Genomic DNA, 18,474 nt, shown 5'->3' on the forward strand with positions numbered 1-18,474 from the left:
CGCTAAACAACTGTGGGAGCGAGCCTGCTCGCGATAGCGGTGCATCAGCCAATCCAGGATTGACCGGCCTGACGCCTTCGCGAGCAAGCTCGCTCCCACAGGGCTAAGTGCTACGTCTTACACCATCTCATTGAGAATCCACTCCACCACCGACGTCCGCTTCGGCGCCCAGCCCAGCAGTTCGCGGGCATGCTGGCCTCGCACGCGGCTGTTGGAGCCCAGGCCGTAGTTGGCCATTTCATAGCCCCACTCGGCCTCGGCATCGGCCAGCGGCCAGTCCTGGGGTTCGCCAAGGTTCAGCGCCCGGGCCATGGCCGTGGTCATGTCGAGGAACGAGGCCTCGCCGCTTTCAACGAAGTAGAACATGCCAGGCCGGTTGCGGGTCAGGGCGAGCAGGTACAGCTCGACCACATCTTCGATGTGCACGTTGGACCAGATATTCCGTCCCGGCCCGACATGCCGCACCACTCCGCTTTTACGCGCCTGCTTGAGCAGGCGCGGCAGTTGCACGCTGTCACGGTTGACGCCCAGGCTGTGACCGTAGATCAAGGTGTTGCAGATCACCGCCGAGTTCACGCCGTCCTTCGCCGCGTCAAGGACGAGGTTGTCGATCGCGACACGGTCAGCCTTGTCGACGGTGGGCTCCGGCAGGTTGTTCTCCTGATAGATATCAGCGCTGGCAAGCCCCCCAGAAGCATCGCCGACGATGCTCGAACCGCTGGTGTGCAGCAGGACCTTGTTCGAGCCCCTGAGGCCCTTGAGCAGCGCTTCGACCGCGCCACGATGATCGCTGCTGGCGGCATTGATCACCGCATCGGCAGCGCTGGCCTGTCCAGTCAGCAGCGCGCTGTCTTCCAGAGTGCCGATCACCGGCTGGATACCCAGGGCAGTGAGCTCTCTCGCCTGCTCGGCGTTGCGCACCAGACCGATGACTTGATGCCCGGCCCGAACCAGACCAGTGGCAATGGAGCCGCCGATAAAACCGGCAGCGCCAGTGACGAATACGTTCATGGAAAAACTCCTTGGCAGGATCAGTGATGGAACGAGTATCGAGGACCGATCCTTGGCGAAACAGTCCACATTGCCCAAATCACTCTTGCCTTGAAGTCACGAATCCCGCGAGGCGTATTCAGCGAGCTTGTCCTGGATGAAATCCAGGAAACACTGGATGCGCAATGCCAGTTGAGAGTTGCGGTAGTAGACCGCGTTGATCGGCTGGCGGTATCCGCTATTGGCTTCGGCCAGCAGCACCTTCAATCGGCCGGCACGGATATCGTCGCGGGTCATGAAGTCCGACAGGCAGGCGATGCCCTGCCCTTGCAGCGCCAGGTGGCGCACCGTTTCGCCACTGGACGCGCTGATGGCCGCCTGGATGGGCCAGCGGTCGCCGTGAAGATGGCGCAGGGGCCATTGGTTGAGCCCGTCATTCTGGGCAAACCCCAGCAATGCATGCTCTGCCAGTTCGGCGACGGTTGAAGGCGTACCGCGCTGCTCCAGATAGGTCGGGCTGGCCAGGATATGCAACGGACTGCAACCCAGGGGACGGGCATGCAACGTCGAATCGGTGAGGACGCCGATGCGGATGGCAACGTCGGTGCTCTGCTCCAGCAAATCAATGATCAGGTCATTGGTGTTGAGCTCGAGCTGGATGTCCGGGTAGAGCCTGCGGAACTCATCGATGTGCGGCACGATGGCATGCAGCATGAACGGCGACGCAGCGTTGATCCGCAACCGCCCTGAAGGTTTTTGCTGGCGAGAGGACAAGCGCTCCTCCAACGCTTCCAACTGGTCGAGAATGCCTTTGGCCTGTTCGAAGAAATACCGGCCCTCCTCCGTCAGGTCCATGCGTCGGGTGGTACGGTTGATCAGCGTGGTGTCGAGCTTGGCCTCCAGCCGGGATAACGTGCGGCTGACCGCCGATGGCGTCTGCCCGACCTGCTCGGCGGCGGCGGAGATCGACCCGCACTCGATCACGCAGACGAAGATCTGCAACTCGTCGGATCTGGCTTTCACAAATGTCCTCTCATGGGATGCACAGTCAATGCGGCGAGAGTAGCCGGATTACCGCGAAAGGCCGAACACCTCGATCAAATGCTGTTCATACCGCGCCACATCGGCTTCGATGTTCGGGCGCTTCATCACGTCGACGCACAGGAAGGTCGGCAAGCCGGTCATGCCCAGGAACTGGTTGGCCTTGTGGAACGGGAAGTACACCGCGTCCACACCCTTGCCTTCGAAGAAGTCGGTCGGATCATCGAAGGCCTGCTGCGGAGCGTTCCAGGTCAGCGACAACATGTATTGCTTGCCATGCACCAGGCCACCACTGCCGTACTTCTGCGAGGCGTCGGAGCGGGTGCGGCCATCGCTGGCGTAGAGGCTGCCATGACCTTCGGTGAACACTTCGTCGACGTACTTCTTCACGGTCCATGGCGCTCCCATCCACCAGCCCGGCATCTGATAGATGACGACATCGGCCCAGAGGAACTTGGCGACCTCTTCCTTGATGTCGTAGTCACCGTCAATGAACGTGCTTTTGACGTCCAGGCCACCACGGTCCAGCACACTGAGAGCCGTGTCGTGGAGGGTCGCGTTATAGCGGCCGTCGGAATGAGCGAACTGTTTACCACCGTTGAGCAGCAGGACTTTTTTCATGGGAAGCCTCATCGGGTTCCACGGCGAGCACCGTCGCAGGGCTGCCGAATGGAAAGGTTGGAAATGATTGGGGGGCAGACTACCGATGAGCCTCGCGCGGAGTAAGCGCTGCGAAGGCAAAACTGATTTGACTTATATGCACGAATCACCTGCCGATTGTTGCCGTAGGATTCAATGCATCGTCATTCAGGAGACACGCAATGAGCGAAGTGCATGGTTTTATTCTCCACGCCAAGACCCGCCCGGAAAAAGCCGAAGCCTTCGAAGCACTGTTTCGCGCCTACGTCGAACAGAGTCGCGCCGAACCGGGCTGCATCGAATATCACATGCTGCGGGACCAACAGGACCCGACGCTGTTTATCTTCTATGAAATCTGGCAATCCCAGGCCCACCTGGACGTGCATTCGAATCTGCCGCACATGAAGCAGTTCTTTGAACACCGTATGGATTACCTGGAACGCGACTTCGAGATTCGCCGCGTCGAGATGCTGAGTGCGCCGTCTAGCCGCTGATCAGCAAGTGAGCGCCGAGGCCGCCAAGGCCAATGAAGAACACCCGCCGAAACAGCACGGCGCTGATCCGTTGGCGCAACCACTGTCCCAGCCACATCCCCAGCAGTGCCGGCACCAAGGCCAGCAGCGATGCGCTCAGTTCCCCCCCGCCCAGGGCGCCGCGCCACAACAGGCCGGCCGCCAGGGCCACTGTCGACACCGTGAAAGACAGACCCAGGGCCTGCACCAACTCGTCCTTGCTCAAGCCCAGTGCTTGCAGATAAGGCACCGCAGGAATGACAAACACGCCCGTGGCGGATGTGATGACGCCGGTCAGCAGCCCGCAGAGCGGGGCGAGCCAAGGTTCAAGGTGGCTACTGATCCGAAGCGTCGGCAGCGCCAGCCCACTCAGGGCATACACCAATAACGCGCCCCCCAAGGCCCGCACCACCCAAGGCCCGCCAGCCATGCCGACCCACAACGTACCAACGCCGGTGCCGATGAAAATCGCCAGCAACAGCGGCCACAGGCGCCGGATCAAGGTACGCAAGTGACCGCCGAAGGCCAGTTGCCAGAGGTTGGTCAAAGTGGCCGGGATGATAAGCAATGCGGCAGCCTGAACCGGTGCCATAGCCAGACCGAGCAACCCCATGGAGATGGTCGGCAGGCCGAGGCCGATCACCCCCTTGATCGTGCCGGCCAGCAGGAACGTGGCGATGACCAGCAGGGATAGCGCTGGGCCCAGGTTCTGGTAGAAAGCGATGAATGTGTTCATGGGGCTATCCTGGGCCCAGGCGGGTTGTTTGGAAATCTGTCATATACTGAGGCAGCCTCTTGCTCAGCAAGAGGCTGAAGACTTTGGTGGTGTTCCTGGCCCCTTCGCGAGCAGGCTCGCTCCCACAGGGTGAACACAAGTCTTGTGCTCAAACCGATCACTGTGGGAGCGAGCCTGCTCGCGATGGCAATCCATCAGACACCACAAAACCCGGCACAGGATCCCCCATGCACTTCGACCTCACCGACCTGCGCCTCTACCTGAACATCCTCGACACCGGCAACATCACCGCCGGTGCAGCCCGCAGTCATCTGTCCCTGGCGGCGGCGAGTGCGCGGGTTCGTGCCATGGAAGCGTCCCTGGGAACCGGGTTGCTCGAACGCGGGCGGCGTGGCGTAACGCCCACAGCGGCCGGCAAGGCCCTGGCACAGCATGCCCGGGTATTGCTGCAACACGCGGAGCACTTGCAGCAGGATTTGGCGGAGTACGCCAAGGGGGTCAAAGGCCGGGTGCGGCTACTGTGCAACACCAGCGCCATGAGCGAATACCTGCCCGAGTTGCTGGCCACCTTCCTCAAGGACCACCCCAATCTCGACATCGACCTGCAGGAACTGCCCAGCTCGCGCATCACCCATGCCTTGCGCCAGGGTGCGGCAGACCTCGGCGTAGTATCCGACGCAGTCGACACCGATGACCTTCAGACCCGGCCCTTTCGTAATGATCCGTTGGTATTGATCCTACCGTCCGAACATCCATTGGCCGATGGCCGCGCCGTAAGTTTCAGCGAAACCCTCGCCCATGATTATGTCGGCCTGAACGCCTCCAACGCCCTGGCGGTGTACCTCGAAGAGCAAGCCCTGCACACCGGACTGCGCATGCGGATCCGCATTCGCGCCGACGGTTTCGATGGGATGATTCGGATGGTGGCCCACGGCGCAGGTATCGCTATCGTGCCAAGGGCCGCCATCGAACGTCGCCCCGCCGGGCGGTCGTACCGGTGCGTGCCGCTGCACGAGACCTGGGCACAACGGGCCCTGCTGTTGGCGGCACGCAATTTCGAGGCGTTGCCGGCCTACGCCAAGGCTCTCGCCCTGCATCTGTCCGAACATTGATTTGCGTTTCTGGGTAGCCCGATGTCGAGCACAGACAACTGGCGGATCGCAGACGTCTATAGGGTGCCTCTTCAGATTACGTCCAATGCCCGGAGTCCACATGACCGCACCTATCACCGTTCTGCGCGATACCCATCCGCTGCCCGTACTCGATGCCTGCAAATGGGAAAAGCTCGAAGGCGACCCGCATACCGTCAACCTCAACGCCTACACCAGCGAAGATGGCAGCAAGATCATGGGCACCTGGATCTGCACGCCGGGCAAGTGGTACGTGGAATACGTGAAGTGGGAATACTGCCATTTCCAGGAAGGCTACTGCATCATCACCCCGGAAGGCATGGAACCCATTCATTTGCGGGCCGGTGACATCTTTGTCATCGAGCCAGGGATGAAAGGTACCTGGGAAGTGGTTGAAACCGTGCGCAAATACTTCGTCTTCGCCTGACGCGGTTCGATACACCTGCGACCGATGCGCTGTGCTCGCCTGATGCGAACACAGCGCAGTGCCACAACCCGCCGCTACACCGTAACGTTGATGGCGCTGATCTTGCCGCTTCGATACGCCTCCAGTATCTGATGGATGCTGGACCGCGCTTCTCCCCTCGCCGTGAAAATCCCTCCACAGCCGCGGTTCGCGGCGGCATAGCTCTCATCGTCCATCAAGATCTGGTGCGCCTGCTTCAGGTTCCAGAACGGCACACCGGCAAACAGATGGTGGGTCAGATGATAGTTATCGCCATGCATGCCAATGAACAGTCTTTCGGGCAGGGTCGGGAAGCGATTGCGCGTCAGTTTTACCTCCTCCTTGTACACGCCGAACATGCCGAAGTGCTCGGAAATTTCGGAGAACCAGCCAATCACCTGGAAGGCCGTGAAGTAAGGAATCAGCCAGAACAGGACATAGCCCCATGGACCGGCGAAATAGCTCAACAGCAGCAGGATGACCCCATGCACCGCCAGAAGCTTCACGCCCTGTAGCGGGTTGGCGAGGATGTCACCGGCACGATTCTTCACCAGGTAGAGGAAATACTTGTAGGTGTTGACCAGCGTGACACTCCTGAACAGGTGCCGGGACAGGAAATCCAGGCGATCCTGGGCTTCATACAGGCCGGATTCGATATAGAAGCGATGGTCGGGATCCTTGTCCTGATCACCCAGATGATGGTGATGCATCTGCACATGGGAGCGACGGTACGCTTCGTAGTTCTGGAAGATGGGATAGGCCAGCACGTATTCGCCGACCCATTTGTTGAGCATCTTGCTCCGGGCCAGGGTCATGTGCGCCGCTTCGTGCAAAAGCGATGCGAGGGCGCGCTGTCGAGAGCCAATGAAGAGCAACGCCAGCGGATACAGAAAGTTATACAGATGGCTCAGGTAGATGGCCGAGGCAATGACCATCAGGTCCGCGCCAAGGGCAACCAGCCAGTGCCAGTTATCCTTGTGGTACAGGGGCCGTAAGCGCTGCCTCAGTTCAGCTGAAGGATTAAACCTGGTCATATCGTTCATCAGAATTCCCTTTCTAGATTCAACGTGATCACTACAGACGCCCACGGTTCTTGCGAGAAGTTTCGTGCCCTGCGCCGGGTTATATCTGCTCCAGCAAAGAGATGAATTCATCAGCCTCGCGAACGCTGTTCCGGGCATTGATGGAGATTCGCACGAAGCGCTCATGCCCCTGCTTCAACATGAAGTACGGGGTATGGGAGGCATACCCCGGCCAACCGTTGACTCCTCGGGCGCGCAGGTAGCCGACGACTTCCGTCGCCGCACAGCGGGCATGAGTAAAAGCAATGATTCCTTGATGATGCGTACCCGGCGCGATCAAGTGAACGTCGGGCATCCGGGCTAAACGCTGGAAAAGACTCCGGTAGAGTTCGGACTCCTCACCGTAGGCACTCGACAAGCGCTCCTTGATGGCCTGGTTCAAGCCCACCACGGCCGCGTTGTTGCGTTCGGCAAACTCAAAACCACGGGCATCGTCGATACGCCGATGGACCTTGCCGGATAGATCGACACTGGCCCGGCCCAGATCGGTGAAACGCGGTTGCGCGGAGGCCAGGAAGCGCTCGGAAAGGTAGGCGAACCCCGTGCCTCTCGGGCCACAGAGGAATTTCCTGCCGGCCGCCGTCAACACATCACAGCCAATGGCCCGCACATCCAGTGCAAGCATGCCCGCCGACTGACAGGCATCGACAAAGTACAGGCTGGGGTAATCGCGCAGAATGTTACCCACCGCCACGATGTCATTGACGATGCCGCAGCAGGAAGGCACATGGACCAGCGAGACGAGCTTGACCTCGGCGCTCATGTTCCGGACCAACCATTGCAGGTCCAGGTTGCCATCGGCCAGCAACGGCATCACTTCGACCACCACCCCGTGCAGGCGCTGCAACGTGGACAATGCAATCAGGTTGCCCGCATATTCGTAAGGCGTGACCAGGACCCGCGCCCCCTCGGTCCAGGTCAGTGATTCCAGCGCGGTTACCCAGGCCTTTGTCGCCCCATCGAACAGTGCAATGTTGCGCGCATCGGCGCCCAGCAACCGGGCAATGTTTTCATAGACCTCGGTGTCCAGTACGGGCGAATGATTCAGTTCGGTTTCATAGGCGCCCAACTCGAACTCTTCCTGCAAATAACGCTGCATCTTAACCAGCGTCTCGCTGGACATGAGCCCCGAACCGGCTGTGTTGAAATGAATCATCGACCCCCTCCGCGCCTGGAGCCCAGGAAATAGAAAACGCTGGCCGCGACCACACACAGCGACAGGACGTAGAACATGGTCTTGGGCGCATACAACGCCAACACCGCGCCACACAATACCGGCCCCAGCGCCGCCCCCAGGTTGGACAGGTTCTGCGCGCCGTAGTACACGCCCCGCATGTCCTCAGGTGCGATGTAGTCAATGAACAGGTATTCCGCCGGGATAATGATGATTTCCCCCACGGTGAAAATGATCATGGCAGCCACCCAGACCATCCAGCCCTGTGCATAAGCGAACCCCAGAAGCCCGGTGATGAAAAACAACATGCCCAGCAGCAACATGCGAAACAGGTTGTTCTGATGGATCCTGGAGCCGATCAGGTATTGCAGACCGATGACCACGCACGCGTTGGTGGTGACCAGGTAATTGATGATCCGGTAGGTGTTTTCCGGGTCGCTGGTCACGATCAGATATTGCGAGAGATAGGCGGTGAACTGTCCGAATACGATCGCACTGAGAACGCCGCCGATCGTAAAACAGACCAGCCGGTAATTACGCGCCAGATGAACCAGCACACGGGTAAAGTCGTTGTTCGGACGCTCCGCGCTCGCTCCCCGGGGAAGACGCTCGCCCAACAGGCTGTACAGTCCCACGAACACCACGCCGATCATCGCCGAAACCGCAAAGGGCAAGCCGGGACTTATCTTGGCGAACACCACGCCCAAGAACGGACCGATGGCGTAACCGACATTGGTCAGCGTGTACTTCATGGAAAATACGCTTCCCCTTTTATCGGGAATCACCAGGAAACCTATGCCTGACTTCACGGCGATATCGATCACCGCATAGGACAGGTTCACCATCACGATCGCGATGATGAACGGCACCAGGCTGGCAACCTGGTAGGCCACGGCAAATGCCAAGGCAAACAGGGTGGCCGCACCGAGCAGGATCCGATAGTTGGAAAACCTGTCCACCAGAAAACCACCGTAGACCCCCAGCAGGGAGCTGACGATCAGCGCACCGCCCACCACCAGACCGATATCCGTCACCCCCAGGCCGAACACCTGGGAGAAATAGACGACCAGATAGGGCAGCGCCAGCGCCCGGGCAACGGTCAGGATAAATGTCGCCGACAGCAGCAGAATCACGGGCCTCGTATAGACTTTGGCGCCGTCCTGCATCACCAGCTCTCCTGAAACGTCGTTCATGCCAGCATGGCCCTGTAGACGCCGGGCTCATCCTCACGCAGCAACTCGATGCTTTTCTGGATGGCCGCTCGATCATGACCGAGGATGAAAACGTGGCCCGGGCAGTTTTCCAGGGACACGGTTTCCTTGAGCATGCCCTCATCCTGGATCTTGATGCTGTGCACTCCCGGAATCGCTTTCCACCGCGCCAGTTCAGGTGCCCGCTTGATCTGGCCGGCCTGCCGAGCGATCAGAAAGACACAGCTCGAATGGAAGTAGAGCCGGGTTCTCGGCCGCAGGCGGTAGTCGAGAAAGGCCTGGGGGTTGACCAGCGAGTCGATCCACAGACTCAACTGGTTATGCCCCAGGGCCCGGGTATAAGCCGACAGATCGATACCGCCCGGCATGCGTGCCGCGGTTTCAAGCAGTACGGGCTCATCGTCGACAATCATCAGTTCGCTGTGGCCGACCCCTTGCCGGATACCGAGTGCATCGAGCACGGAAAAAATGTAATCCGACAGGCGAGCGTAGACATCGGCATTGTCCACCGGGCACATCAACTGGTTGTAGTCGTGCACCGGCGAATCGCCAATCCGCGTGCGATAGACGCGGATGATTTCACTGACATAGTGCTGGCCGTCGACACTTACGGTGTTGACGCAATACTCGATATCCACGTCGCTGGACTTGCTCGCCGACAGTTCCGACTTGAAATCCGAGTTATCCAGGTACTGCTGGACCAAGACTTCTTCGTTGCTTTCGAGAAAAAGATTCCGGCTCGACTTGATTGCCTCGAATGCCCGCTCGACCTCACTCTCGCAAGTGCAGATGTGGATATTGTCGGAGCCTGCGCTTTTGATCGGCTTCAACACCACGGGCAGGATTCTGTGTTCTTTGACCCATTCCTGAATGGCCGCCAACGATCCCGATTTGAAATGCCTGATCGACCGCACGCCGGCCTGCTGCAGCGCCTCATGCATTTCAAACTTGTCGCGCCAGCGAATGGCATGGCGCGGATCATTACGTCGCGTAACGTCGAACAATTCGGCCAGGTGAGCCGCCAGTTCCACACCGAACTCGCAGCCGGCCAGCACAAACTGGACCGAGTAGTCGGACAAGGCCTGGCGCAACTCGGCGTCCGAGCTGTAGAGAATGTCGTCGATAAAATCGGCGGGACGAAACCAGGGCTTGTAGAACTCGTTGACGTTGGCAGTCGAACGCAGATGCACGCAGTCGAATCCACGGGAGATGAAGGCGGGCGCGATCAGGCTGCCGATCGAATAGGCATCGACGATCAGGACGACATTTTTCTTGTAGATCACTTGATCGTCTCCCCGGCCTGACTGAGCGCGCGGACAGCGTCCTTGATAACACCGGCGGCTTTGTGGATATCGTCGCGGGTAATGTTGATATGCGGCATGAAGCGCATTTCCCTGGCGTTATAAGGCAACCCACCCACGCCTTGCTTGCGCAAGTAGCCCGCGAACTGCATCGGGGTAATCTCCAGCGAGGCAATATCCAGGGTCACCATATTGGTACCCTTATAGCGAGCGGGCGCCTCGTCGATGTCGTTGAGCAGTTGATGCAGCAGCGCCGCGTGCTCATGGTCTTCAGCCAGGCGCTCGACATGATTGTGCATCGCATAAAGCCCGGCAGCCGCCATCATGCCGGCCTGATGCAAGTCGCCACCGAACCATTTACGGTATTTCCTGGCTCGCTGTATCAGGTCCTGGGAACCCACCATGATCGAACCGATCGGCGCGCCCAAGCCCTTGGACAGGCACATGGACAAGAGATCGGCATTGTCGGTATACGACGTTACATCAATGCCGGATGCGATAGACGCATGGAGGATGCGAGCGCCATCCAGGTAACGATAGGCGCCGATATCCTGGGCATAGGCGAAGACATCGTTCATCTGCTGCAAAGGAAAGATCGCGCCGCCTTTGCACCCCAGCGTGTTTTCGATCACCACCACCCGTGGCAGGGCGTAGTTCTGGCTCCAACGGCATTTGGAAGCGTGGAGTTTTTCCAGGTCACTGACCGTGAACAACCCGCTGTCGTGGGTTGAAAGCGAAAAATTGACCCCGGAAAAGGCCGATGTCGAGGCGGATTCATAGAAATTGATGTGGTAGGAGGCGTCCAGGAATATTTCGTCGCCCGGGTTCGTCATGGCCTTGATAGCCAACTGGTTGCTCAACGTGCCGCCAGAGGTGAACAGCGCCGCTTCCTTCTGGAAGTATTGGGCACAGTATTCTTCCAGTGCACGCACCGTCGGGTCTTCACCGAAACAGTCATCGCCCACTTCAGCCTGATAGATCGCCTTGCGCATGCCTTCCGTTGGCTTGGTTACCGTATCGCTTCTGAGATCGATAAACATGAAAATGCTCCGTTAATAACCTGCGCCAAAGACAATGCGAGAAGGGTCGTAGAAGTCGGCCAGGCTCTCGAGGACGTTGACAGGCGACTCCGCCAGCCGATGCAGGAAATGCAGGTACCAGCTATCGCCGTAGACCGCCGCGATACGACAGGCCAGCCCCGCATCCTTGGCTTTGCGCAACGTTTCCGGTTGCACGCCATGGAGCATTTCCAGCTCTTCGATGCGGGAGTGGAAGCCCTCTTCGAAGAGGCGCTTGATCAGGTTGGGATCCTGCGTTGCGCAACTGACCGGAACCCCGGCGTCGAGGATGCTGGCCAGCAGTTTCAAATAGCGTTCATCAAGTTCAGCGCCCCGGGGAAGAGCGACTTCGGGCGCTTCGTTATAAACGCCCTTGACCAGCCTGATCTTACGGCCATAACCAATGAGGGCGGGTAGATCATTCACCGTTCTATGCAAGTGTGCCTGCACGGTGAGACCGATATTGGAATGATCGGGCGCCAACTGGGAATACACTTCCAGGATCTTATCGACCGCCGAAGAGTGCTCCATACTGATCATCACGGGAATATTATGTTCCGCTGCGGCGGACAGAATTGCAGTGGCGTTGCGATAAGCAGTTTCCTGGGATATCAGCATCCCCACCGCACTTAAATCGAAACCTAACTGGGGAGTTAATCCGGCTTTAGCGAAAGTCTGGATGGACGTCAGGTATTCATCGACAAAAACCTGTACGACGCGCGGGTCATGGTTTTCTTCACCGACATATTCGACACCGAGCCGGTAACCCTTGTCGCAGAGCAGTTGCAGCTTGGCGGGCAGGCCTTCCAGTCTCGACGAGACTATATAACGCTGAGCGGCTCGTTCGAATAACCTGAAGAACAGCGAGTCTTTGTTGAAAGCGTCTCGGCACTCTTGATTCAACGCCAACTTTTTAAGGCCGGCAGAGGTAAGTACGCATGTTTCCTGCGAGGGCATGGGTATCGCTCCTTGATATGTGTCGCTCGTCCTGAGCGCCGAGTATTGTGCAATGATTTATTTCTGTCAACACTCAATAAACACAACAAACCCGGCTTAATTCGCTAGAGTTTCATGGATATGAAACTTGGGAATAAGCAGGGCGCTTGTACATTAAACAGGCTTTATTACAGCTTCAATAAAGCAGCACAACATGTGTGGCGAAGGTTCTTCCCCCTCGCCACAATGATCCGCCTCGCGCGCTTATTGAGGCTTGCGATAGCTGTTAACGATGGCCGAAAAGTCCTTGCCGCCTTCGCCCCTCTGGCTCATCGCCTGATACAACTGCTGCGCCACTGCACCCAGCACCACCGGCTGATGAACCTGCCTTGCGGCTTCGGTGGCCAGGCCCAGATCCTTGAGCATCAGGTCGGCACCGAAGCCACCGGTGTAGCCACGGGAGGCCGGTGCCGTTTCGATCACGCCTGGCCACGGGTTGTAGGTATCCGAACTCCAGCACCGCCCCGTGGAACTGTTGATGATGCCGGCCAGCACCTGGGTGTCGATCCCCAAGGCATCGCCCAGGGCCATGGCCTCGCTGACGCCCACCATGGAGATTCCAAGTAGCAGGTTGTTACAAATCTTGGCGATCTGGCCCGTGCCCACTTCGCCGCAATGGACGATGTTGCGACCCATCTGCGCCAACACCGGTTGCAAGGTAGCGAACAACTCGGCGGTGGCACCGACCATGAAGGTCAACGTGCCAGCCGCCGCACCACCGGTGCCACCCGAGACCGGCGCATCGGCCATCGCCACGCCTTGCCTGGCGGCAGCGGCGGCGACGTCGCGAGCGGTCTGCGGATCGATCGTGCTGCAATCAACCGCTGGCGTACCGGCGGCAATGCCGGCCAGCACGCCGTCTTCACCCAGCCAGACGCTGCGTACATGAGCGGCGGCCGGCAGCATGGTGATCACCAGTGCCGCGCCTTGGGCCGCATCGCGAGGTGAGGCGCTGACCGTGCCGCCCAATGCCGCGAGTTCGGCCAGCACGGTCTGGTTCAGGTCGAACAGGTTCAGCGAATGGCCGGCCTTGAGCAGGTTGCGCGCCATGGGCGCGCCCATGTTGCCCAGGCCGATAAATGCGATGTTCATGTCCGACTCCTTAGCGCAGGTTGATGGTGGTGTTCACGCCGTCATTGACGCTGTCATCATCGAACCAGCGCGCGGTAACGGTCTTGGTCTGAGTGTAGAACTGCACCACCTGTTTGCCGTACGGACCGAGGTCACCGAGTTTCGAACCGCGGGAGCCGGTGAAGCTGAAAAACGGCACCGGCACTGGAATCGGGATGTTGATCCCCACCTGGCCGACGTCGATTTCACTCTGGAACTTGCGCGCCGCCGCGCCGCTCTGGGTGAACAGGCCTGTGCCATTGCCAAACGGGTTGGCATTGACAAGGGCAATCGCCTCATCGAGGGTGTCGACTTCCAGCACCACCAGCACTGGCCCGAAAATTTCTTCGGTGTAGATACGCATGTCAGTGGTCACGCCGGAAAACAGCGTTGGTCCGACAAAGTTGCCCTGTTCGAAGCCCGGCACGCTGACGCCCCGGCCATCGAGCTCCAGTTTCGCGCCCTGCTGCACGCCGCTCTCGATCAATTCGAGGATCCGCGCCTTGGCCCGCTTGGAGATCACCGGGCCGATGTCGGTGCCCGGCTCACTTCCGGCGTTGACCTTGAGTTTCTGCGCCAGCGTCTTCAGTTCCGGCAGCCATTGCCTGGCCGCGCCCACCATCACCACCACGGAGGTCGCCATGCAACGCTGGCCTGCTGCGCCGAAGCCGGCACCCACCAGGGCATTGAGGGTTTGTTCGCGATTGGCGTCGGGCAGCACCACCGCGTGGTTCTTCGCGCCCATCATCGACTGCACGCGCTTGCCATGACGCCCCGCCAGGTCATACACATGGGTGCCGACCGCCGTCGAGCCGACAAACGAAACGGCTTTGATGTCTTTATGAGTGCAGAGCGCATCCACCACGTCCTTGCCGCCATGCACCACGTTGAGCACGCCCGCCGGCACACCGGCTTCGACTGCCAGTTCAACCAGCAACATGGTCGACAGCGGATCCTGTTCCGATGGCTTGAGGACAAAGGTGTTGCCGCAGGCGATGGCCATCGGGAACATCCACAGCGGAATCATCGCCGGGAAGTTGAACGGTGTGATGCCCGCACAGACACCGATCGGTTGGCGCAGCGTGTAGGTGTCAACACCTCCGGCGACGTTCTCGGCAAACTCACCCATCTGCAGCGTGCCGATGGAACAGGCATGCTCGACCACTTCCAGGCCACGGAAAATATCGCCCTCGGCGTCCGCGAGGGTCTTACCCTGCTCGGCGCTGAGCACGGCGGCAATGCGTTTGGAATGTTCGCGGATCAATGCCTGGAGCTTGAGCATGATGCGCATGCGCGCACCAATGGGCGTCAACTTCCAGGTCTGGAAGGCACGTTGGGCAGCGGCAATGGCGGCATCGACTTCCGAGGCGGTGGCAAATGGGACTTTCGCCAGCACCTGCTGGGTGGCCGGGTTGACGATGTCGTGCCATTCGCTGGAACGGGACTCAACCCACTCGCCGTCGATCAACAGCTTGACGGTCTGCAGGGTGGTGTCACTGGGCGTGAGGGAAACGTTCATGCTGGCCTCCGGGATTGTTCTTATAGAGAGCGTTGATTCAGCAGAAACCAGGGTGCTAAAGACACCTTGGTGATGAGACGGTTTTTGGAGTATAGATGTGCAAACTTCTAATAAGAACGCACATAAAAACCGGTCCATCATGCAAAAAAACATCACATCCCTCGGCTCGCTGAACTGGGACGACCTCAAGTTTTTCCTCGAGGTGGCCCGCACCCGCAAGGCCAGCACGGCGGCCAAGCGCCTTGGCGTCGACTACACCACCGTGTCGCGACGCATCGGCTCGCTGGAAGCTTCATTGGGAACGCTGCTGTTCGAAAAGTCCCGGACCAACGGCTTTGTGTTGACCGCCGAAGGTCAACGCCTGCTGAGCTACGCCGAATCGATCGAAAGCACCCTGCACATGGCCTGCGAACAGGTGTCCGGATCGGGCGTCGCGCTGTCAGGCCATGTGCGCATGGGCTGCACGGAAGGCTTTGGCAGCTACTTCATCACGCCGCAACTGAGCCACTTCGTCGATGCCTATCCCGCCATCTCGGTGGACATCCTGCCGCTGCCACACTTCATCAGTCTCTCCAAGCGCGAGGCCGACATTGTCATCGCCCTGGAGCGCCCCGAACATGGCCCCTACGTGTGCTGCAAATTGTGTGACTACCGGCTGCAGCTCTACGCCACCCAGCCCTACCTGGACAGCCATCCGCCCATCCAGCGTCCGTCCGACCTGGGCAAGCATTCGTTCATCAGCTACGTGGATGACCTGGCGTTCAGTTCGGAGTTGCTCTACCTGGCAAACGTACTGCCCGACGCCAGCGCACACTTGCGCAGCACCAGCGTGATCGCGCAGTTCGTAGCGGCGCAGCAGGGACGTTCCCTGGCGATCCTACCGTGTTTCCTCGCCGCCCAGGATCCGCGGTTGCTGCCAGTACTACCGGAGGACATCACCATCACCCGGCAGTTCTGGATGTACTGCCGGGAGGATCTGCGCAAGCTCAAGCGGATTACCCTGTTGTGGGATTACATCAGGGAAGTGACTGAACGGAATCAGGCGTTGCTGATGGGCGAAAGCCGGGAGATGGAGTTTGCCGATTAGTCGGCAATGACCACGATGGCCACACGACGATTCTCCGTCCGACCTTCGACCGTGTCGTTGGATGCGACTGGCTTGCTGCTGCCCAGGCCGCGGGACTGAACATTTTCTTCGCGCATGCCAACGCCGATCAACACCTTGCTCACACTGTTGGCCCGACGTATCGACAGTTGATCGTTATAGGCCTGGGAGCCCGACGCGTCGGTATGGCCATCGACGCGTACCCGTTCGATTCCGGCACCCAGCAGCGCCTTGCCGATTCGCTCGACGATCTCGGTGCTGGGCTGATTGAGGCTTTCCACGTCGCTGCCAAACAATACCTTGCCCGACAGACCGAATGCCCAACCTTCGTCGGTCAGTTTGAACCCTTGCTCCTTGAGCACGGCAATCTGCGCAGGCGTGAGACCTTTTGGCGGGGCAGTCTGGCAACCACTCAAGGCCAGGACAGCCATGAACAGAAATGAAATGAATATCTGCAGGACAGATTGAGGGTATGAACGCACGCGTCAGCTCCTGGTTTTGAAGTTAAGCAACGGGGTGCTCCGCCCCCGTCGAATGTTGGCCGCCTCGGGCGAGACGCTTGGCCTGGTACATCGCTGCGTCGGCGGCATGCAGCAAAGCGCCCGGAGTGGCGCCATGATCGGGGTAAACCGCAATGCCGACACTGAGTGAGGTCAGTACCGAAGCATTACCAGGCAACTGAATCGGTATATCCATACTGGCGATGATCTTCTCAGCGATCCGTTCGGCGTCCTCGACTTTGTGCAACGGTGCAAGCAGCACCGCGAACTCATCCCCCCCAAGGCGCGCCACCAGGTCATCCTCACGAAGCTGGGCACGGACCCGGGTCGCCACAGCCATCAGCACGGCATCACCGGCAGCGTGACCGAAATTGTCATTGATACCCTTGAACCGATCACTGTCCAGATACAACACCGCCACCTGCTCGTCGAATTTGCTTGCATTGCGCAAGGCACGAATCAGCCGGCCTTCGAAAAATGCCCGGTTCGGCAGTCCGGTCAGGCTGTCGTGGCTGGCCTGATGGGCCAGGGTTTCGTTCTCGCTCTGCAGATGGGTCTGCCAGGACTCGAGTTCGGCGAGCAGCGCGTTGAAGTCGTTACCCAGGTTGTCCAGCTCGGCAATGGCAGCCGGCGGCACCCGCCGATCCAGGGCGCGCTCGCTACGTGCCGCGTGAGCCACGTCCGCCAGGCTGCGCAAGGGGCCGGTGATCGCCTGTAACTGGCGCCGGGCCAGGTACAGCGCCACCCAGGCACTCACCGCCGTGCACACAATGATTCCCGCCAGGCCGCTGAGCAAAAAGCGCAACAGGCTGCCGCCATGCCCGGCCAAGTGGACACTGCCAACGGCTTGTCCTTGATGAAGGATCGGCACGCTGATGGGTTTCTCCAGGAATGCCTTGGCGATGTGCATCTCCAGCTCCGACAACAGACCGGTTTCCGGTCGCTGCCAATGCGCCAACAGACGGCCATGCTCATTGAATACCCGGGCATCGGCGACCTCCTCGGTGGTGGCAATCAATGCCAGCGCCTCGGTGGCTGCCACCGAGTCATCGAATACAACGGCCGCCTCCACGGTGTAGTTGATCGACCGTGCAATCAGGTGCAGGTTGTGGTCGGCGTAAACCCGCAACGCAAGCACCCCCAGCAACGTCAGGGAGACACTGGCCATGGTCACCGCCACCAGCGCAACGATCAGATGACCACGACCGATGACCGAACCCAGGGTGGGACGCAGACGCGGGGCTGGCAGGTTCATGGCGCCGCCGACCTGCGACGTGAAAGCTGCAGGACACTCGGATGGATGCGTACACCGCTGCGCGCGACCGAATCGAGATTGACCTCGAACGCCACCTGTTCATCACCCACCCGCAAACAGAACAGGCTGCCCACCGTGCACTGGTCACCGCCTTCGCTGATGCTCAACACCGGTTTGCCGATCAAGGAAGCGAACAGTTGGGTGTGCTCATCGGCGGTCAGTCTGCCGACATAGACCGCGTTGCATTCATCGGCGATGCCAGGGTGATCCGCCAGCAAGCGCCGCACGCTCACTGTTCGGCCTGTGGCTTGGGTGGTGCCTTTGACCAGATCGTCGGTGTATTGGGTCGGCCCGACAATGCAAAGCTGCAGTTGGGTAGGTTCTATGGGCCAGCGGGCGTAGCTGAGAATGCCCAATACGACCTGGGTCACCGCCTCGGCCCGCATCTGCGCGTGACTCGTGGGCTCCTGGGTTTCGGCGACCAGGACAGGCGACAGCAAACACAAAAGACTGGCAAGCAGATAATGCCTCCAGTCCTTGGCTCGCGGTGCTTTCCAAACAGCCCCACCCATGGAAAATCTCTTGATCGGTCCAATAAACGTCGGAACGATAGCACAGTGCCAAAAAGCCAGCGAGACAACGCCTTACGGTAGTTTCCGTCAAAAAATCA

At 59.5% G+C, this 18,474-nt stretch carries 19 protein-coding genes; 4 read left to right on the top strand and 15 right to left on the bottom strand.

Annotated features, from left to right (window positions below; translation table 11 throughout):
- Positions 1–117: 117 nt before the first annotated feature.
- The 3 genes from CGA22_RS10915 to CGA22_RS10925 form a co-directional block, all read right to left on the bottom strand.
- Complete coding sequence (locus CGA22_RS10915; RefSeq protein ID WP_041024868.1) at positions 118–1,011, bottom strand: NAD-dependent epimerase/dehydratase family protein; 894 nt, start codon at positions 1,009–1,011, stop codon at positions 118–120.
- Between the two features lie 96 nt (positions 1,012–1,107).
- On the bottom strand, positions 1,108–2,013 hold the full coding sequence (locus tag CGA22_RS10920; RefSeq protein ID WP_041024869.1) for a LysR family transcriptional regulator: 906 nt from the start codon (positions 2,011–2,013) through the stop codon (positions 1,108–1,110).
- Positions 2,014–2,061: 48 nt separating this feature from the next.
- Positions 2,062–2,652 (bottom strand): NAD(P)H-dependent oxidoreductase, encoded by a 591-nt coding sequence (locus CGA22_RS10925; protein ID WP_041024870.1) that lies wholly within the window; start codon positions 2,650–2,652, stop codon positions 2,062–2,064.
- 200 nt (positions 2,653–2,852) lie between these two features.
- Here CGA22_RS10925 and CGA22_RS10930 point away from each other — a divergent pair, with 200 nt between their 5' ends.
- The gene (locus CGA22_RS10930; protein WP_041024871.1) at positions 2,853–3,164 is read left to right on the top strand and encodes a putative quinol monooxygenase; all 312 of its coding nucleotides are present in this window, start codon (positions 2,853–2,855) and stop codon (positions 3,162–3,164) included.
- Here the strand turns inward: CGA22_RS10930 and CGA22_RS10935 are convergent.
- Positions 3,154–3,918: a sulfite exporter TauE/SafE family protein gene (locus CGA22_RS10935; RefSeq protein ID WP_041024872.1), complete on the bottom strand. Its 765-nt coding sequence runs from the start codon at positions 3,916–3,918 to the stop codon at positions 3,154–3,156. The genes CGA22_RS10930 and CGA22_RS10935 overlap by 11 nt on opposite strands.
- A gap of 227 nt (positions 3,919–4,145) precedes the next feature.
- Between CGA22_RS10935 and CGA22_RS10940 the strand changes: the two genes are divergently transcribed.
- Both CGA22_RS10940 and CGA22_RS10945 read left to right on the top strand, forming a co-directional pair.
- Positions 4,146–5,030 (top strand): LysR family transcriptional regulator, encoded by an 885-nt coding sequence (locus tag CGA22_RS10940; protein WP_041024873.1) that lies wholly within the window; start codon positions 4,146–4,148, stop codon positions 5,028–5,030.
- A 100-nt stretch (positions 5,031–5,130) separates the two neighbouring features.
- The gene (locus CGA22_RS10945) at positions 5,131–5,475 is read left to right on the top strand and encodes a cupin domain-containing protein (RefSeq protein ID WP_024781087.1); all 345 of its coding nucleotides are present in this window, start codon (positions 5,131–5,133) and stop codon (positions 5,473–5,475) included.
- Positions 5,476–5,549: 74 nt separating this feature from the next.
- On the opposite strand, the gene gntB is transcribed toward CGA22_RS10945, so the two are convergent.
- The 8 genes from gntB to CGA22_RS10985 all read right to left on the bottom strand — a co-directional run bounded on the left by gntB (position 5,550) and on the right by CGA22_RS10985 (position 14,944).
- Positions 5,550–6,536 (bottom strand): guanitoxin biosynthesis L-arginine gamma (S) hydroxylase, encoded by a 987-nt coding sequence (gene gntB, locus CGA22_RS10950; RefSeq protein WP_041024874.1) that lies wholly within the window; start codon positions 6,534–6,536, stop codon positions 5,550–5,552.
- Between the two features lie 79 nt (positions 6,537–6,615).
- The gene (locus tag CGA22_RS10955) at positions 6,616–7,731 is read right to left on the bottom strand and encodes an aminotransferase class V-fold PLP-dependent enzyme (protein ID WP_188258583.1); all 1,116 of its coding nucleotides are present in this window, start codon (positions 7,729–7,731) and stop codon (positions 6,616–6,618) included.
- Complete coding sequence (locus CGA22_RS10960) at positions 7,728–8,942, bottom strand: MFS transporter (RefSeq protein WP_223194726.1); 1,215 nt, start codon at positions 8,940–8,942, stop codon at positions 7,728–7,730. The genes CGA22_RS10955 and CGA22_RS10960 overlap by 4 nt, the downstream gene beginning before the upstream one ends.
- On the bottom strand, positions 8,939–10,243 hold the full coding sequence (locus tag CGA22_RS10965) for a hypothetical protein (protein ID WP_041022005.1): 1,305 nt from the start codon (positions 10,241–10,243) through the stop codon (positions 8,939–8,941). The genes CGA22_RS10960 and CGA22_RS10965 overlap by 4 nt, the downstream gene beginning before the upstream one ends.
- Positions 10,240–11,301, bottom strand: a complete 1,062-nt coding sequence (locus tag CGA22_RS10970; RefSeq protein WP_041022006.1) for a threonine aldolase family protein — start codon at positions 11,299–11,301, stop codon at positions 10,240–10,242. The genes CGA22_RS10965 and CGA22_RS10970 overlap by 4 nt, the downstream gene beginning before the upstream one ends.
- A 12-nt stretch (positions 11,302–11,313) precedes the next feature.
- Entirely contained in the window at positions 11,314–12,276 is a 963-nt protein-coding gene (locus CGA22_RS10975) for a proline dehydrogenase family protein (RefSeq protein ID WP_052435108.1), read from the bottom strand.
- Between the two features lie 243 nt (positions 12,277–12,519).
- Positions 12,520–13,407: a 3-hydroxyisobutyrate dehydrogenase gene (gene mmsB, locus CGA22_RS10980; protein ID WP_041022007.1), complete on the bottom strand. Its 888-nt coding sequence runs from the start codon at positions 13,405–13,407 to the stop codon at positions 12,520–12,522.
- Between the two features lie 10 nt (positions 13,408–13,417).
- On the bottom strand, positions 13,418–14,944 hold the full coding sequence (locus tag CGA22_RS10985) for a CoA-acylating methylmalonate-semialdehyde dehydrogenase (protein ID WP_041022008.1): 1,527 nt from the start codon (positions 14,942–14,944) through the stop codon (positions 13,418–13,420).
- 139 nt (positions 14,945–15,083) lie between these two features.
- Here CGA22_RS10985 and CGA22_RS10990 point away from each other — a divergent pair, with 139 nt between their 5' ends.
- A complete protein-coding gene (locus CGA22_RS10990; RefSeq protein WP_041022009.1) occupies positions 15,084–16,031 on the top strand; it encodes a LysR family transcriptional regulator in 948 nt (315 codons plus the stop codon).
- Here the strand turns inward: CGA22_RS10990 and CGA22_RS10995 are convergent.
- The 3 genes from CGA22_RS10995 to CGA22_RS11005 form a co-directional block, all read right to left on the bottom strand.
- A complete protein-coding gene (locus CGA22_RS10995) occupies positions 16,028–16,480 on the bottom strand; it encodes an OmpA family protein (RefSeq protein ID WP_084213743.1) in 453 nt (150 codons plus the stop codon). The two genes, CGA22_RS10990 and CGA22_RS10995, sit on opposite strands and share 4 nt — an antisense overlap.
- A 73-nt stretch (positions 16,481–16,553) precedes the next feature.
- Entirely contained in the window at positions 16,554–17,804 is a 1,251-nt protein-coding gene (locus tag CGA22_RS11000; RefSeq protein ID WP_188258584.1) for a diguanylate cyclase domain-containing protein, read from the bottom strand.
- Positions 17,801–18,376, bottom strand: coding sequence for a YfiR family protein (locus CGA22_RS11005; RefSeq protein ID WP_041020926.1), 576 nt, complete (start codon positions 18,374–18,376; stop codon positions 17,801–17,803). The genes CGA22_RS11000 and CGA22_RS11005 overlap by 4 nt, the downstream gene beginning before the upstream one ends.
- Positions 18,377–18,474: the final 98 nt, after the last annotated feature.

Source organism: Pseudomonas sp. PSB18 (assembly GCF_014596565.1).
Lineage (GTDB): Bacteria > Pseudomonadota > Gammaproteobacteria > Pseudomonadales > Pseudomonadaceae > Aquipseudomonas.

Excerpts from the sequence above, each read along its gene's own strand:
- CGA22_RS10915 (WP_041024868.1), bottom strand. The coding sequence starts at position 1,011 with ATGAACGTATTCGTCACTGGCGCTGCCGGTTTTATCGGCGGCTCCATT.
- CGA22_RS10925 (WP_041024870.1), bottom strand. The coding sequence starts at position 2,652 with ATGAAAAAAGTCCTGCTGCTCAACGGTGGTAAACAGTTCGCTCATTCC.
- CGA22_RS10930 (WP_041024871.1), top strand. The coding sequence starts at position 2,853 with ATGAGCGAAGTGCATGGTTTTATTCTCCACGCCAAGACCCGCCCGGAA.
- CGA22_RS10935 (WP_041024872.1), bottom strand. The coding sequence starts at position 3,918 with ATGAACACATTCATCGCTTTCTACCAGAACCTGGGCCCAGCGCTATCC.
- CGA22_RS10940 (WP_041024873.1), top strand. The coding sequence starts at position 4,146 with ATGCACTTCGACCTCACCGACCTGCGCCTCTACCTGAACATCCTCGAC.
- CGA22_RS10945 (WP_024781087.1), top strand. The coding sequence starts at position 5,131 with ATGACCGCACCTATCACCGTTCTGCGCGATACCCATCCGCTGCCCGTA.
- gntB (WP_041024874.1), bottom strand. The coding sequence starts at position 6,536 with ATGAACGATATGACCAGGTTTAATCCTTCAGCTGAACTGAGGCAGCGC.
- CGA22_RS10955 (WP_188258583.1), bottom strand. The coding sequence starts at position 7,731 with ATGATTCATTTCAACACAGCCGGTTCGGGGCTCATGTCCAGCGAGACG.
- CGA22_RS10960 (WP_223194726.1), bottom strand. The coding sequence starts at position 8,942 with ATGAACGACGTTTCAGGAGAGCTGGTGATGCAGGACGGCGCCAAAGTC.
- CGA22_RS10970 (WP_041022006.1), bottom strand. The coding sequence starts at position 11,301 with ATGTTTATCGATCTCAGAAGCGATACGGTAACCAAGCCAACGGAAGGC.
- CGA22_RS10975 (WP_052435108.1), bottom strand. The coding sequence starts at position 12,276 with ATGCCCTCGCAGGAAACATGCGTACTTACCTCTGCCGGCCTTAAAAAG.
- mmsB (WP_041022007.1), bottom strand. The coding sequence starts at position 13,407 with ATGAACATCGCATTTATCGGCCTGGGCAACATGGGCGCGCCCATGGCG.
- CGA22_RS10985 (WP_041022008.1), bottom strand. The coding sequence starts at position 14,944 with ATGAACGTTTCCCTCACGCCCAGTGACACCACCCTGCAGACCGTCAAG.
- CGA22_RS10990 (WP_041022009.1), top strand. The coding sequence starts at position 15,084 with ATGCAAAAAAACATCACATCCCTCGGCTCGCTGAACTGGGACGACCTC.
- CGA22_RS10995 (WP_084213743.1), bottom strand. The coding sequence starts at position 16,480 with ATGGCTGTCCTGGCCTTGAGTGGTTGCCAGACTGCCCCGCCAAAAGGT.
- CGA22_RS11000 (WP_188258584.1), bottom strand. The coding sequence starts at position 17,804 with ATGAACCTGCCAGCCCCGCGTCTGCGTCCCACCCTGGGTTCGGTCATC.
- CGA22_RS11005 (WP_041020926.1), bottom strand. The coding sequence starts at position 18,376 with ATGGGTGGGGCTGTTTGGAAAGCACCGCGAGCCAAGGACTGGAGGCAT.